Genomic DNA, 13,758 nt, shown 5'->3' on the forward strand with positions numbered 1-13,758 from the left:
CATGTCGCTCCCGCCTGATCCCGTGCCGCATCCGCTCGATCACCTCGCTCTTCGCGGGCGGGATGGCGATCCGGCGCTGATCCTGCGCGGCAGGACGCTTAGCTGGCAGGACTTAAGAAGCCGTGTCGCCCTGCTGGCAGGATGGCTGGCGCGGCAGGTGCCGGAGCGCGGGGCGCGGGTGGCGAGCTGGGCGGCCAAGGGCGAGCTGACTTGCCTTCTGCCGCTGGCTGCGGCGCGGGCCGGGTTGGTGCATGTGCCGATCAATCCGCTTCTGAAGCATGGGCAGGTGGCACATATCCTGGCGGATAGCGGGGCGGCGCTGCTGCTGGGCACGCCGGCGCGGCTCGGCACGTTGGAGATGGGCGACATTCCGCACGGCTGCCGCGCCATGGCGGAGGACGAGGCCTGGCAGGCGGCGGAGGAAGCGGGCGACGCCCTGCCACCATCCGAGGCCGATCCCGCGGAGCTCGCCGCCATCCTCTACACCAGCGGATCGACCGGGCTGCCCAAGGGGGTGATGCTGAGCCATGCCAATCTGTGGCTGGGGGCGGTCAGCGTGGCAAGCTATCTCGGCCTCGCCCGCGATGACGTCACTCTCGCGGTGCTGCCGCTGAGCTTCGATTACGGGCAGAACCAGCTGCTTTCCACCTGGTATGCCGGCGGCGCGGCCGTGCCGCTGGACTATCTGACCCCGCGTGACGTCATCAAATCCTGCGCGCGCCATGGCGTCACCACGCTGGCCGCCGTGCCCCCGCTGTGGCTGCAACTGGCCGAGCAGGACTGGCCGCCCGAGGCCGTGGCGCCGCTGCGCCGGCTGACCAACAGCGGCGGCGCGCTGACCGAGGCGCTGGTCCGCCGGCTGCGCAGCCAGTTCCCGCAGGCACGTCTGTTCGCCATGTATGGGCTTACCGAAGCCTTCCGCTCCACCTATCTCGATCCGGCGATGATCGACAGCCACCCGACCTCCATGGGCCGCGCCATTCCCTTTGCCGAGATCCTTGTGATGCGCGACGCCGGGCAGGTGGCGGAGGCCGGGGAGGAGGGCGAACTGGTCCATTGCGGCCCGCTGGTGGCGCAAGGATACTGGCGCGATCCGGCGCGGACGGAGGAGCGCTTCCGCCCCGCGCCGCCCGCTTCCACCTATGGCGGCATGGCGGTGTGGTCGGGCGACCGCGTGGTGCGCGAGGCGGACGGCCTGCTCTATTTCGTCGGCCGCCGCGATGCGATGATCAAGAGCGCGGGCAACCGCATCAGCCCGCAGGAGATCGAGGACGCCGCCATCGCCACCGGCCTGGTGGCGGAAGCGGCGGCGCTGGGCGTGCCCGACGAGCGGCTGGGGCAGGCGATCCTGCTGGTGGTGCGCGGCGAAGGGGACGAGGAGGGGCTGCGGGCTGCGCTGCGCCGCGACCTGCCCAATTTCATGCAGCCGCAGGCGATCCGCTGGGTTTCGGCCATGCCGCTCAACCCCAATGGCAAGATCGACCGCACGGCGCTGGCTGCGCTGGCGTCGGAGACCGGGGAAGCGGGAGCATGAAGCCCCTCGGCCCCATTCCCGCGGGCTTCGGCGCCGTTGACGGAGAACTGGCCGTGGGCGGCTTCACCGCCAGCCAGCTGGTGAAGCGGGCGGGCGGAACGCCGCTGTTCGTCTATTCGGCGGAGATGATGCGCCAGCGCATGGCCCGGCTGCGTGCCGCCATGCCGCCACGCCTTCATGTGCATTATGCCATGAAAGCAAACCCTTACCGGCCTGTCCTTGAATTGATGGCAGGTCTGGCCGACGGGCTGGACATTGCCTCCGGCGGGGAGCTGTCGCTGGCGCTGGAGGCGGGTGTCGACCCCGCAAGGATCAGCTTCGCCGGCCCCGGCAAGCGCGACGAGGAACTGCAGGCCGCCATCACCCATGGCGTCACGCTCAACATCGAATCCGCCGGGGAGGCGCGCCGCGCGCTGCGCATCGCCGATGCGCTGTCGCTGACGCCCCGGTTCGCCATTCGGGTGAACCCGGAATTCGAACTGCGCGGATCGGGCATGAAGATGGGCGGGGGCGCCAAGCCCTTCGGCGTGGATGCGGATCGCGTCCCCGCGCTCGCCCGCGAGGCGATCGCGGCAGGGGCGGAATGGCGCGGGCTGCACATCTTCAGCGGCAGCCAGGCGCTCGATGCCGAGGCGATCATCGAAACGCAGGCCAATGTCCTCACCCTGGCACAGCGGCTGGCAGAGGAAATCGGCGCGCCGCTGCCGCTGCTCAACATGGGCGGCGGCTTCGGCATTCCCTATTTCCATGGCGACCAGCCGCTCGACATCGAGCGGATCGGCGCGGCGTTAAACGAGCGATTTGAAACGCTTGCGGGCGCCTTCTCCCAAACGGACTTCGCTATCGAGCTGGGCCGCTATCTGGTGGGCGAGGCGGGCGTCTATCTCGCGCGGATCGTCGATCGCAAGGACAGCCACGGCACCACCTATCTCGTCACCGATGGCGGCCTGCATCACCAGCTTGCCGCCTCGGGCAATTTCGGCACGGTAGTGCGCCGCAATTACCCCGCGGCCATCGCCACGCGCTTCGATGCGGAGCCGGTGGAGGAAGCGAATATCGTCGGCTGCCTGTGCACCCCGCTGGACCGGCTGGCCGATCAGGCGCTGGTGCCTGCTGCCGGGGAGGGCGATCTGGTCGCCATCTTCTGCGCCGGGGCCTATGGCGCCAGCGCCAGCCCGTCGGCCTTCCTGGGCCAAGGGCCGGCGCGCGAAATGCTCGTTTAGAGTTCGGCCCGCGCCTGTCCCCGATTGGGACGCGTCCAAATGTCCGCGATTGGCCCGGCTTTTCGGCGCTTACAGCTAACGCAATGTTCACCCTTTCGGGCCAGAAAGTGGCCGGATTCTCCGGCGATCCGCCACGCTTGCCCAGTCAGTTACCCCAAGGAACGCATCCGATGCGAAGCACCCTTCCTGCCCGCTTTCTCGCTGTCATGGCCACGGCGGGCCTTGCCCTGTCCGGCTGCGCCAGCACCAGCGGCGATCCCCAGCTGGCGCCGGCCAGTTTCGTCGCCATGCAGGAAGGGCCGGGCGAGGAATATGTGATCGGCCCGCTGGACGAGCTGACGATCCATGTGTGGCGGAATGACGAGCTGGGGGCGAAGCTGCAGGTGCGCCCCGATGGCCGCATCACCACGCCGCTGGTGCCCGACATGCCCGCCGTGGGCAAGACGCCGACCATGCTGCAGGAAGACATCCGGCTCGCCCTGTCGCAATATATCGAAGATCCGATCGTCACCGTGATCGTGAACAGCTTTGCCGGCACCTTCAGCCAGCAGGTGCGGATCGTGGGCGCGACGGAAAAGCCCGCTTCGCTGCCCTATCGCGCCAATATGACGCTGCTCGATGCGATGATCGCGGTGGGCGGCCTCAGCGAATTCGCCAGCGGCAACCGCGCCAAGCTGATCCGCTTCGACAAGACCAGCGGCAAGCAGCGGGAATATGCCCTGCGCCTGAACGATCTGCTCAAGAAGGGCGAAAGCAAGGCCAATGTGATGCTGGCACCCGGGGATGTGATCATCATCCCCGAAAGCATGTTCTGACGGGAGCCGCCGCTTGAACGAGATCCTCGAAGAGGCGCGGGCGGCACTGTGGACGGTGTGGAACCGCCGCTGGCTGGCGCTGGCCGTGGCCTGGGGCGTGTGCCTGCTGGGGTGGCTGGCCGTGGCGCTGATCCCCAATTCCTATGAATCGAACGCCCGCCTGTTCGTGCAGTTCGACGATGTGCTGGCCGACCAGATCGGCATCGGCACGGGCAGCCGGCAGAAGGATATCGAGCGTGTCCGCCAGACGCTGACCAGCGCGGTCAATCTGGAGAAGGTGATCCGCTCCACCCGGCTGGGCGAAACCATTTCCTCCCCCGCCGACATGGAACGCGCGGTGCAGGATCTCGCCAAGGAGATCCTGATCAAGGGCGACGAGGACAATCTGTTCCAGATCACCGCCACCAGCGGCCGGCGCGACCTGAGCGATGCCGAGAATGCCCAGCTGGCGCAGGATGTGGCGCAGCACATGATCGACATTTTCCGCGAGGAAAACCTCGGCGGATCGCGCGGGGAAATGCGCGAGACCATCGACTTCCTCGACCAGCAGCTGGCCGATCGCGAGAAGCAGCTGGAGGATGCCGAGCAGAAGCGGCTGGCCTTCGAGGCCGAGCATCCGGACCTTGCCGGCGGGCCGCAATCCATCGCCACGCAGCTGGCCTCCTCCCGCGCGGAACTGCGCAGCGTGGAAGCCGATCTCGCGGCCGCGCAAAGCGCGCTGGCCGCATTGCAGGGGCAGCTGGCCAGCACGCCGCGCACTCTGGTGACCGCCGGATCGGGCGGGCCGCGCGCCGCACTGGCGCAGGCGCAGGCCAATCTCGCCAGCCTGAAGGCGCGCGGGCTGACCGACAGCCACCCCGATGTGGAAGCGGCGAAGAAGCAGATCGCGGCGCTGAGCGATCAGGCCGCCACCGCCGGTGACGTGGGCGGCACGCCGAACCCCGCCTATGGCTCGCTGCAGAGCATGCTGGTGGAGCGCCGCTCCACCGTGCAGGCGCTGCAGTCCCGCGCTGCGGCACTGGGTTCCGAAATCGCCTCCATCAGCGCCAGCCAGGCGCAGGAGCCGGGCGTTTCGGCCGAAGCCCAGCGGATCAGCCGCGATTACGACGTGCTGCGCAAGCAATATGACAAGCTGCTGCAGGACCGCGAGGAGCTGCGCCTGCGCGGGCAGGTGGAAACCGAACACAACGCCGTGAAGTTCGAAGTGGTCGATCCGCCCAGCACACCGCGCGTGCCGGCATCGCCCAACCGGCCGCTGCTGCTGCTCGCCGTGCTGGTGCTGGGGCTGGGTGCGGGCGCGGGCAGTGCCTTCGCGCTCGGCCAGCTCAATTCCACCTTCGCCACCGCCAACAAGCTGGAGCGGGTGATGGACCTGCCCGTGGTGGGCACGATCTCGCTGACGCTCACGGATGCGGCGCGCGCGCTGCGCCGCCGGCGGCTGCGGATGTTCCTGGCCGGGGCGGGCGGGCTGGGCCTGCTGTTCGTGGTGCTGCTGGGGGCCGAATTCGTCCAGCGCGGCATGGTGGCCTGAGGGGGAAGCGCGATGACCGACCACAGCAAGATACCCCTGCCGGAAGACGAACGGCCCCGCACGCTGATCGAGCGGGCGGAGGGTCTGTTCGGCCTCGGCGGCTTCAAGCCCGCGCCGGTGCCGCGCACGCTGGCCCCGGCGACCAATCGGCCCGTGCCCAGGCGGCCGGCGGCGGAACGGCCCGTGCCAGCCGATCCGGCGACACCCTCCATGCCGGAGAGCAAGCCCGCATCGGCAGCGGCCCCGGCAACCGCGCCGGCAGCGGCCCCGGCAACCGCACCGGTTGCGGCCCCGGCTCCCGCTCCGGCGCCGCTGGCCTTTCCTGCGCAGGTCGTGCCGATCGACCGGGCGCAATTGCGCGCTGCCGGGCTGATCGAACCCAACGGCCCCGTGACCGCGCTGCGCGAGGAATTCCGCATCGTGAAGCGGCAGGTGCTGCTCGCCATGCGCGATGCGCAGGCGCGCAGCGGCGGTGCGGCCCGGGCCCAGCGCGTGCTCGTCTGCTCGCCCCTGCCGGGCGAGGGCAAGACCTTCTGCGCCGCCAATCTCGCCCTTGCCATGGCGTCGGAGAAGGACAGCGAAGTGGTGCTGGTGGATGCCGATTTCGCCAAGCCCTCGATCCTTTCCACCCTCGGCCTTCCCGGCGGGAATGGGCTGATGGACGCGCTGGCCAATCCCGCGATCCGCGTGGAAGACTGCGTGATCCGCACCGATGTGCCGGGCCTGTTCGTGCTGCCTGCGGGACACCAGACCGCATCCGACAGCGAACATCTCACGGCCGCCCATGCGGCGGAGGTGCTCGAACGGCTGACGCGCGGCGCGCCCAATCGCATCGTGATCTTCGATTCCCCGCCCGCGCTGGCCGCCTCCCCGGCGGCGGAGCTGGCCAAGCATGTGGCGCAGGCGCTGGTGATCGTGCGGGCGGACCGCACGGGGCAGAGCGCGCTGGAGGATGCGCTGTCGCTGCTCTCTGCCTGCCCGGACATCAAGCTGCTGCTCAACGCCGCGGATTTCAGCCCCAGCGGGCGGCGCTTCGGCGCCTATTACGGCCATGGGGGGTAGGGGCATGGGCTTCGCCAGCTTCCTCCCGCGCCTGTCGGCGGCCTGCGCGCTCGCGCTGATCGGCCTGCCCGCCGCCTCGCAGGCGCAGGGCCAGGATGCGCCCGCGTCGCGTGAACAGGGCCGTGGCCTGCGCGTCGGCGCGGTGGAGGTCACGCCCTATATCGAAGCCGGGCAGGTGCTCACGGCCGAGCTGCAGCCGGGCGACGATGTGGTGACCTATTCGACGCTGGCTGCCGGCGTCGACGCGGGCTTCACCGGCCGCAACAGCGCCGCCTCGCTCTCGCTGCGCTACGAACGGCGCTTCGGCTGGGATGACGATGCCGTGGATGGCGACACGCTGAGCGGCGTCGCGCGCGCCTCGCTGGCGGTGGTGCCCCATGCCGTCACGCTGGAAGCCGGCGGCCTTGCCGCGCGCACCCGGCTGGACGGCAATGGCGGCGCCTCGCTCGGCGGGTTCGGCGGCAATACGGACCAGACCAGCCAGATCTACGCCGTCTATGCCGGGCCTTCGCTGCAGACGCGCGCGGGCGATGTGGATGTGGAGGCGCATTATCGCATCGGCTACACCCGCGTGGAAGCGCCCGATGCGGTGCTGGTGGGCTCGGCGCCCGCGAACGGCGATGTGTTCGACGAAAGCACCACCCATTCGGCGCAGGCGCATCTCGGCCTCGCCCCGCGCACCCTGTTGCCGATCGGCGTAGGGATCGGCGGCGGCTGGAACGAGCAGAATATCTCCAATCTGGACCAGCGCATCCGCGACCGCCACGTGCGGGCGGATGTGCTGGTGCCTGTCAGCCGCACCGTCGCGCTGGTGGGCGGGGTCGGCTATGAGGATGTCGAGATTTCCAGCCGCGACGTGCTGCGCGATGGCAACGGCGATCCGGTGATCGGCAATGACGGGCGCTATGTCACCGACAAGGCCAGCCCGCGGCTGATCGCCTATGAAACCGACGGGCTGATCTGGGACGCCGGCGTGATGTGGCGCCCGAGCCGCCGCACCTCGCTGGAGGCGCATGTCGGGCGGCGCTATGGCTCCACCACCTATTACGGCTCCCTGTCCTACCAGCCTTCGTCGCGCAGCAGCCTGAATGTCGCGGTCTATGATAATGTCACTGGCTTCGGCGGTGCGCTGGTGGACCGCGTCGCCGGCCTGCCCGCGCAGTTCGAGGCGTTCCGCAATCCGATCACGGGCGATCTGGGCGGCTGCGTCGCCAGCCTCGAGGGCGACGGCTGCTTCGGCAGCGCGCTGGGATCGCTGCAGGCCACCGCCTTCCGGAACCGCGGCATCGCCGGTTCCTACGCGCTCGATCTCGGCCGCACCGAGCTGGGACTGGGCGCGGGCTACAACCGGCGCAAGCTGATCGCGGCGGAGGATTCGATCCTCGCCCCGCTGAACGGCGTCACCGACGAGAATGTCTGGCTGGCGGCCTATGCCAACACGCGGCTGGATGCGTCGTCCAGCATCGGCGCCAACGCCTATGTGAACTGGTTCGACAGTGGATCGAGTTTCGCTGGCGAAGCAATCAGTTACAGCGCAACGCTGGCATATTATCGCAATTTCCTGCGCGGGCTCACCGGCACGGCGGCGGTGGGGCTGGACGGCATCACGCGCGACGATCTGCCGGATTTCGTGTCCGCATCCGCGCTGCTCGGCCTGCGCTATTCCTTCTGACCGGCCCCGAGGAGACCTGATCATGTTCGACGATTTCTACGGCCTCACCGGCAAGCCCTTCCAGCTGACGCCCGATCCGGCCTTCTATTTCCGCAGCATCACCCATCGCAAGGCGCTGTCCTATCTCGGATATGGCCTGGCGCAGGGCGAAGGCTTCATCGTCATCACCGGCGAGGTGGGCGCGGGCAAATCCACGCTGGTGGCGCATCTGGTGGACACCATCGACCCGCGCCAGCTGACCGTGGGGCAGATCGTCACCAGCAAGCTGGACGAAGAAGAAATCGTGCATGTGGTGGCGCAGGCCTTCGGGCTGGACATCGCCGGGCATGACAAGGCCACCGCCCTGGGCGCGATCGAGGCCTTCCTGCATGAGGAAGCGCGCGAGGGCCGCCGCTGCCTGCTGATCGTGGACGAATCACAGAACCTGGCCGTGGCCGCGCTGGAAGAGCTGCGCATGCTGTCCAACTTCCAGCTGGGCAACCATCCGCTGCTGCAGACGCTGCTGCTGGGCCAGCCCGAGTTCCGCACCGTGCTGCAGGGCCATGAATCGCTGGAGCAGCTGCGCCAGCGCGTGATCGCCGCCCACCACCTGACGCCGATGGAGCCGGCCGAGATCGAGCCTTACGTGATCCACCGGCTGGAGAAGGTGGGCTGGAACGGCACGCCGGCATTCGATCCGCAGGTCTTTGCCGATCTCCACGCGGCGAGCGGCGGCGTGCCCCGGCGGGTGAACCAGATCGCCAACCGCCTGCTGCTGCTGGGCGCGGTGGAACAGCGCAACCGGATCGACGGCGCCATGCTGGCCATGGTGCTGAAGGAGATGGAAGGGGAGCGCGGATCGCGCGAGGCGCTCCGCGCGGCACCCCGTCCCGCGCAGGCGGGGATGCGCCCGGCGCACCCCGCGGAGGGCGCCCCGGTACAGGATCGGCCGCGCTTCGGGCGCAAGGACGTGGAAGCCATGCTGGCCGCGCGCGACGCGCAAATTGCCGAGCTGCAACAAGCGATTATCGAGCTTTCCTCCCAGCGGGACGAGGCGCTGGTAAACGCGCTGCGCCCCGAAATCACTGCGATGCAGGAACAGGTCGCCCGCATCGATGCCCGCGTGTTCGAGCAGGAACGCACGATCCGCCAGACGCTGACCATGCTCATCGAGTGGATCGAGAGCGAGATGGAGCAGAGCAAGGCGGCCTAGGCCGCGGGAGGCTGGCATGCGCGCCGTGGTCAACGGCCTTTCGGTGGATGTGGAAGCCTGGTTTCAGGTCGGCGCCTTCGAGCGGGTGATCGCGCGCGAGGACTGGCCGGGCCTTGAGGACCGGGTGGAGCGCAACATGCGCGAAATCCTCGACCTGTTCGACGAAGCGCAGGCCAAGGCGACATTCTTCACCCTCGGCTGGGTGGCATGCCGCCATGGCCCGCTGATGCGCGAGATCGCCGCGCGGGGGCATGAGCTGGCCAGCCACGGCTGGGACCATCGCCGCGTGTTCACCATGGACCGCAAGGCCTTTGGCGAAGACATCGCCCGGGCGCGCAAGGCGATCGAGGATGCCGCGGGGCAGCAGGTCTCCGGCTATCGCGCGCCGAGCTTCTCGATCGACCAGCGCACCCCCTGGGCCTTCGCGGAACTGGCGGAGCAGGGCTATGCCTATTCCTCCAGCGTCGCCCCAGTGGCGCATGACCATTATGGCTGGCCCGAGGCACCGCGCTTCGCCTTCCACCCCTTGGCGGATGCCGATCTGGTGGAGATACCCGTCACCACCGCGGTGCTGGCGGGCCGGCGGCTGGCGCCGGGGGGCGGCGGCTTCTTTCGCGTGCTGCCCTATGGCTTCAGCCGCTGGGCGATCCGGCAGGTGAACCGGGAGTATGGCCGGCCGGGCGTGTTCTATTTTCATCCGTGGGAGATCGACCCCGGCCAGCCGCGCGTGGCGCGCGCGCCGCTCCGTTCCCGCCTGCGGCATTACACCAATCTTCGCGGCATGGCCCCCAAGCTGCGCCGGCTGCTGGGCGATTTCGCCTGGGGCCGCATGGATGCGCTGGCGCAGCGGGAAGCCGCGGCGCTCGCTCCGGCCGCAGGAAGGGCGGCGGCGGCGTGAACGCGCCCATGGCCCTGCTGCGCGAGACGATCCGCGAGGCGGACCTGCGCGACGGGCAGGAAGCCGCGCGCATCGAAGGTTTCGTGGCGGAGCAGCAGGGCACGATCTTCCACCGTCCGGCGTGGCTGCGCGCGGTGGAGCGCGGCACCGGCCAGCGCGCGCGGGGCCTGCTGGCCGAGCGCGGCGGCGCGATCACTGGCTGGTTGCCGCTGACGGAGGTCCATTCCCCGATTTTCGGCCGGGTGCTTGCCTCCAGCGGCTTTGCCGTGGGCGGCGGCGTACTGGCTGCTTCACCCTCTGCCGTCATGGCGCTGTGCCGGGCGGTGCAGGAACTGGCGCTGCGGCTCTGCTGCGCCGCCGTGGAACTGCGGGGCGGTGCCGCTCCGCCGGACTGGAGCCTGCGCGAGGACAGTCATGCCGGCTTCGCGGGGCCATTGCAGGCCGATGCCGAAGCGCAATTGCTCGCCATCCCGCGCAAGCAGCGGGCGGAGGTGCGCAAGAGCCTGCAGACGGATTTCACCGTCACCATCGGCAGCGCGGCGGAGGACCGGCGCGCCCATTACGCGGTCTATGCGGAAAGCGTGCGCAATCTCGGCACGCCGGTGTTTCCCCGCAGCCTGTTCGCCGCCGCGCTGGATGAGCTGGACGGCGATATTCTCACCATCCGCCATCAGGGGCGGCCGGTGGCCAGCGTGCTCTCGCTCTATCACGGCGGCGCGGTGCTGCCCTATTGGGGTGGCGGAACCTGGGCGGCGCGCCATCTGCGCGCGAATGAGCGGATGTATTTCGAACTGATGCGTCATGCCGCCGGCCGCGGCTGCCACCTGTTCGATTTCGGCCGCAGCAAGCAGGGCAGCGGCGCGTTCAGCTACAAGAAGAACTGGGGCTTCGCACCGCAGCCGCTTGCCTACGCCAGCTGGACCGTGCCCGGCAACGAAGCGCGCGACGCGGATCCCACCAGCGCCCGCCATGCGGCGCGGATCGCGGCGTGGAAGAAGCTGCCGCTGCCGATCGCCAATCGCATCGGCCCGGCCATCGCGCGGGGGCTGGGATGAGCGGCATCCTGTTCCTGGCGCACCGCCTGCCCTATCCGCCCGACCGGGGCGACCGCATACGCTCCTGCAATATCCTGCGCGCGCTGGCCGATCTCGGCCCGGTGCATGTCGGCTGCTTTGCGGAAAGCCGCGCCGATCTGCGGCATGAGGCATGGCTGCGGGAGGTTGCGGCGAGCCATTGCATGCCGCTGCGCAGCAAGCCCCTGCCGCTCGCCGGAGTGGAGGCACTGCTGCGCGGCGAAGCGATCAGCCTTGCCGCCTTCCGCCATCGCGGGCTGATGCGGTGGGTGCGGGAGACGCTGGCACGCGAGGCGGTGGATACGATCTACGTCTTTTCCGGGCAGATGGGGCAATATGTCCCCGCCGATTGGCAGGGGCGGCTGGTGGTCGATCTGGTGGATGTCGATTCCGCCAAGTTCGAAGCCTATGCCGCCACCGCGCGCCCGCCGATGGCGCAGATCCATGCGCGGGAGGGGCGGCTGTTGCGCTCGGAAGAGGCGCGGCTTGCGGCGCGCGCCGATCACACGCTGCTGGTGAGCGAGGCGGAAGCCGCGCTGTGCCGCGCGCGCGTGGGCGCTGCGGGGCGGGATATTCGCGCGCTGGCCATGGGCATCGATGCCGCGCGCTTCGATCCGGCTCAGGTGGCGCCGCATCCAGAGCTGGCGAGCGCGCCGGGGCCGCACATCCTGTTTACCGGGCAGATGGATTATCCGCCCAATGTCGCTGCCGCCCGGCGCGTGATCGAGCGCCTACTGCCCGCGATCCGCCAGCATATCCCGACGGCGCAGTTCCATGTCGTGGGGCGGTGCCCCGGCGCACGGCTACGCGGCGCCGACGGGCAGGGCGGAGTGCGCGTGTGGGGCGAAGTGCCCGATGTGCGACCCTTCCTTGCCGCTGCCGATCTGGTGATCGCCCCGATGGAGATCGCGCGCGGGGTGCAGAACAAGGTGCTGGAAGCCATGGCGATGGAGCGCGCAGTGCTGCTGACGCCCGATGCGGCGACCGGCATCGGCGCCATGGATGGGCAGGATTTCGCGGTGGAATCGAGCGACGGGGCGCTCGTCGCCCGGGCGCTCGCCCTGCTGGCGGCCCCGGCACGGGCGGCGGCGATGGGGCAGGCGGCGCGCCGCTTCGTGGTGGAACGGATGAGCTGGCCCGCCGCACTCGCCGCCCTGCCGGCGCTGCTGGGCCGCGATGGTCAGCAGCCGGGGCGGCGCGATGCAGCCTGATCTGGCCCTGCCGCGACCCGGCGCATGGCTCGCGCGCGTGCCGGCGGCATGGCGCGGGCCGCTGCTGCGGCTCGGCCTCGCCTGCGCCGGCGCGGTGCTGCTGTTCCTGCGCGACTGGCGCGACATGGCGCATCAATGGTGGGACGTTTCCACCTACAACCACATTCTGCTGATTCCCTTGATCCTGCTGTGGCTGGTGCGCCTGCGCGCGCCGCAGCTGGCCCATTTGCAGCCGGCGGCGTGGTGGCCGGGGCTGATCCCCGTGGCGGGCGCGCTGCTGCTGTGGCTGCTCGGCAGTATCAGCGGCCTCAACCTCGCCAGCCAACTGGGCGCGGTGGCACTGGTGCCGGGCCTCGTGCTGGCGCTGCTGGGGCCGCGCGTGGCGGCGGGGCTGCTGTTCCCGCTTTGCTACGTGCTGTTCCTGGTGCCCTTCGGCGATTTCCTGGTGCCGGCGCTGCAGATGGTGACGGCGAAGCTCACCATCGCGCTCACCCATGCCAGCGGAGTGCCCGCGCAGATCGAGGGCGTGTTCATCGATACGCCGGCCGGCCTGTTCGAGGTGGCGGAGGCCTGTTCCGGCGTGAAGTTCCTGATCGCCATGATCGCGCTGGGCGCGCTGGTGAGCCATGTGTGCTTCCGCAGCTGGTGGCGCCGCGCCGCCTTCATGGCGGTGGCGGTGGTGCTGCCGATCCTTGCCAATGGCGTGCGCGCCTGGGGGACGATCTATATCGCCCAGTCGCAGGGGGTGGAGTTCGCCGCCGGCTTCGATCACATCTTCTACGGCTGGATCTTCTTCGCGCTGGCGATGGCGGCGCTGCTCGCCGCCGGCTGGCCCTTCTTCGATCGCGATCCGGAAGAGCCCTTCCTCGATCCCGCAGCGCTGGCGGCGGCGCCGCTGTTCGGCTGGACCGACCGCTTCACGGGGCGCGGCTGGCCGGTGCTGGCGGTGCTGGCCGCCATGCTGCTGGGGGTGACGGGGTGGAGCGCGGCGGCGCACCGGATCGAAGCGCCGCTGCCGCAGGACATTCGCCTGCCGGCGGTGCCCGGATGGCAGCGCGTCGCCTATCGCCCGGAGATCGCCTGGCAGCCGCGTGCGGGCGGGGCGGATCAGCGCCTGATCGGCCGCTATCGCGATGCGCAGGGGCGAACGGTCGATGTGGTCTACGCGCTCTATTCCGCGCAGGACGAGGTGCGCGATGCGGGTGGTTTCGGGGAAGGGGCGCTGACGCCCGATACGCCCTGGCGCTGGCTGGAAGACGCGGCGCCCCTGGCCGGAGGCAAGGCGGAGTGGTTGCAGGCCGAAGGGCGGCTGAAGCGCTATGCGCTCACCCTCTACCGGACGGGCGACCTGCTCACCGGCAGCAATGCCCGGCTGAAGCTCGCCAATATGCGCGACCGGATCGCCCTGCGCGCCCGCCCCACTGCCATGCTGATCCTTTCGGCTGAGGACCGGCCGGGCCAGCCGGCGCGGGACAGTGTCGAAGCGTTTATCCGCTCCGCCGGCCCACCCGCGCAATGGATGGACCGGCTGGCGCAACTGCCCTAAC

General features: G+C 69.8%; 11 protein-coding genes. All 11 read left to right on the plus strand.

The window, feature by feature from the left end:
• The first annotated feature begins 1 nt into the window (after window position 1).
• Complete coding sequence (locus tag AEB_RS10530; protein ID WP_119083155.1) at window positions 2-1,534, plus strand: acyl-CoA ligase (AMP-forming), exosortase A system-associated; 1,533 nt, start codon at window positions 2-4, stop codon at window positions 1,532-1,534.
• A complete protein-coding gene (locus tag AEB_RS10535; protein ID WP_119083156.1) occupies window positions 1,531-2,757 on the plus strand; it encodes a pyridoxal-dependent decarboxylase, exosortase A system-associated in 1,227 nt (408 codons plus the stop codon). Before AEB_RS10530 ends, AEB_RS10535 begins: the two co-directional genes overlap by 4 nt.
• Window positions 2,758-2,927: 170 nt before the next feature.
• A complete protein-coding gene (locus AEB_RS10540; RefSeq protein WP_119083157.1) occupies window positions 2,928-3,572 on the plus strand; it encodes an XrtA/PEP-CTERM system exopolysaccharide export protein in 645 nt (214 codons plus the stop codon).
• Window positions 3,573-3,585: 13 nt separating this feature from the next.
• Complete coding sequence (locus AEB_RS10545) at window positions 3,586-5,103, plus strand: XrtA system polysaccharide chain length determinant (protein WP_119083158.1); 1,518 nt, start codon at window positions 3,586-3,588, stop codon at window positions 5,101-5,103.
• Window positions 5,104-5,115: 12 nt separating this feature from the next.
• Window positions 5,116-6,165: an AAA family ATPase gene (locus tag AEB_RS10550; RefSeq protein WP_119083159.1), complete on the plus strand. Its 1,050-nt coding sequence runs from the start codon at window positions 5,116-5,118 to the stop codon at window positions 6,163-6,165.
• 4 nt (window positions 6,166-6,169) lie between these two features.
• A complete protein-coding gene (locus AEB_RS10555) occupies window positions 6,170-7,837 on the plus strand; it encodes a preprotein translocase subunit YajC (protein ID WP_231958676.1) in 1,668 nt (555 codons plus the stop codon).
• 22 nt (window positions 7,838-7,859) lie between these two features.
• Window positions 7,860-9,029: an XrtA/PEP-CTERM system-associated ATPase gene (locus AEB_RS10560; RefSeq protein WP_119083161.1), complete on the plus strand. Its 1,170-nt coding sequence runs from the start codon at window positions 7,860-7,862 to the stop codon at window positions 9,027-9,029.
• Between the two features lie 16 nt (window positions 9,030-9,045).
• Complete coding sequence (locus tag AEB_RS10565; RefSeq protein ID WP_119083162.1) at window positions 9,046-9,927, plus strand: XrtA system polysaccharide deacetylase; 882 nt, start codon at window positions 9,046-9,048, stop codon at window positions 9,925-9,927.
• The gene (locus AEB_RS10570) at window positions 9,924-10,982 is read left to right on the plus strand and encodes a FemAB family XrtA/PEP-CTERM system-associated protein (RefSeq protein WP_119083163.1); all 1,059 of its coding nucleotides are present in this window, start codon (window positions 9,924-9,926) and stop codon (window positions 10,980-10,982) included. The genes AEB_RS10565 and AEB_RS10570 overlap by 4 nt, the downstream gene beginning before the upstream one ends.
• Complete coding sequence (locus AEB_RS10575; protein WP_119083164.1) at window positions 10,979-12,211, plus strand: TIGR03087 family PEP-CTERM/XrtA system glycosyltransferase; 1,233 nt, start codon at window positions 10,979-10,981, stop codon at window positions 12,209-12,211. Before AEB_RS10570 ends, AEB_RS10575 begins: the two co-directional genes overlap by 4 nt.
• Entirely contained in the window at window positions 12,201-13,757 is a 1,557-nt protein-coding gene (gene xrtA, locus AEB_RS18545) for an exosortase A (RefSeq protein WP_119084587.1), read from the plus strand. Before AEB_RS10575 ends, xrtA begins: the two co-directional genes overlap by 11 nt.
• The last annotated feature ends 1 nt before the right edge of the window (window position 13,758 follow it).

This window comes from Altererythrobacter sp. B11 (assembly GCF_003569745.1).
In the GTDB taxonomy this organism is placed as follows: domain Bacteria; phylum Pseudomonadota; class Alphaproteobacteria; order Sphingomonadales; family Sphingomonadaceae; genus Croceibacterium_C.

Coding starts and splice junctions, on each gene's coding strand:
- AEB_RS10565 (WP_119083162.1), top strand. CDS start 9,046: ATGCGCGCCGTGGTCAACGGCCTTTCGGTGGATGTGGAAGCCTGGTTT.
- AEB_RS10550 (WP_119083159.1), top strand. CDS start 5,116: ATGACCGACCACAGCAAGATACCCCTGCCGGAAGACGAACGGCCCCGC.
- AEB_RS10560 (WP_119083161.1), top strand. CDS start 7,860: ATGTTCGACGATTTCTACGGCCTCACCGGCAAGCCCTTCCAGCTGACG.
- AEB_RS10555 (WP_231958676.1), top strand. CDS start 6,170: ATGGGCTTCGCCAGCTTCCTCCCGCGCCTGTCGGCGGCCTGCGCGCTC.
- AEB_RS10540 (WP_119083157.1), top strand. CDS start 2,928: ATGCGAAGCACCCTTCCTGCCCGCTTTCTCGCTGTCATGGCCACGGCG.
- AEB_RS10575 (WP_119083164.1), top strand. CDS start 10,979: ATGAGCGGCATCCTGTTCCTGGCGCACCGCCTGCCCTATCCGCCCGAC.
- AEB_RS10530 (WP_119083155.1), top strand. CDS start 2: ATGTCGCTCCCGCCTGATCCCGTGCCGCATCCGCTCGATCACCTCGCT.
- xrtA (WP_119084587.1), top strand. CDS start 12,201: ATGCAGCCTGATCTGGCCCTGCCGCGACCCGGCGCATGGCTCGCGCGC.
- AEB_RS10535 (WP_119083156.1), top strand. CDS start 1,531: ATGAAGCCCCTCGGCCCCATTCCCGCGGGCTTCGGCGCCGTTGACGGA.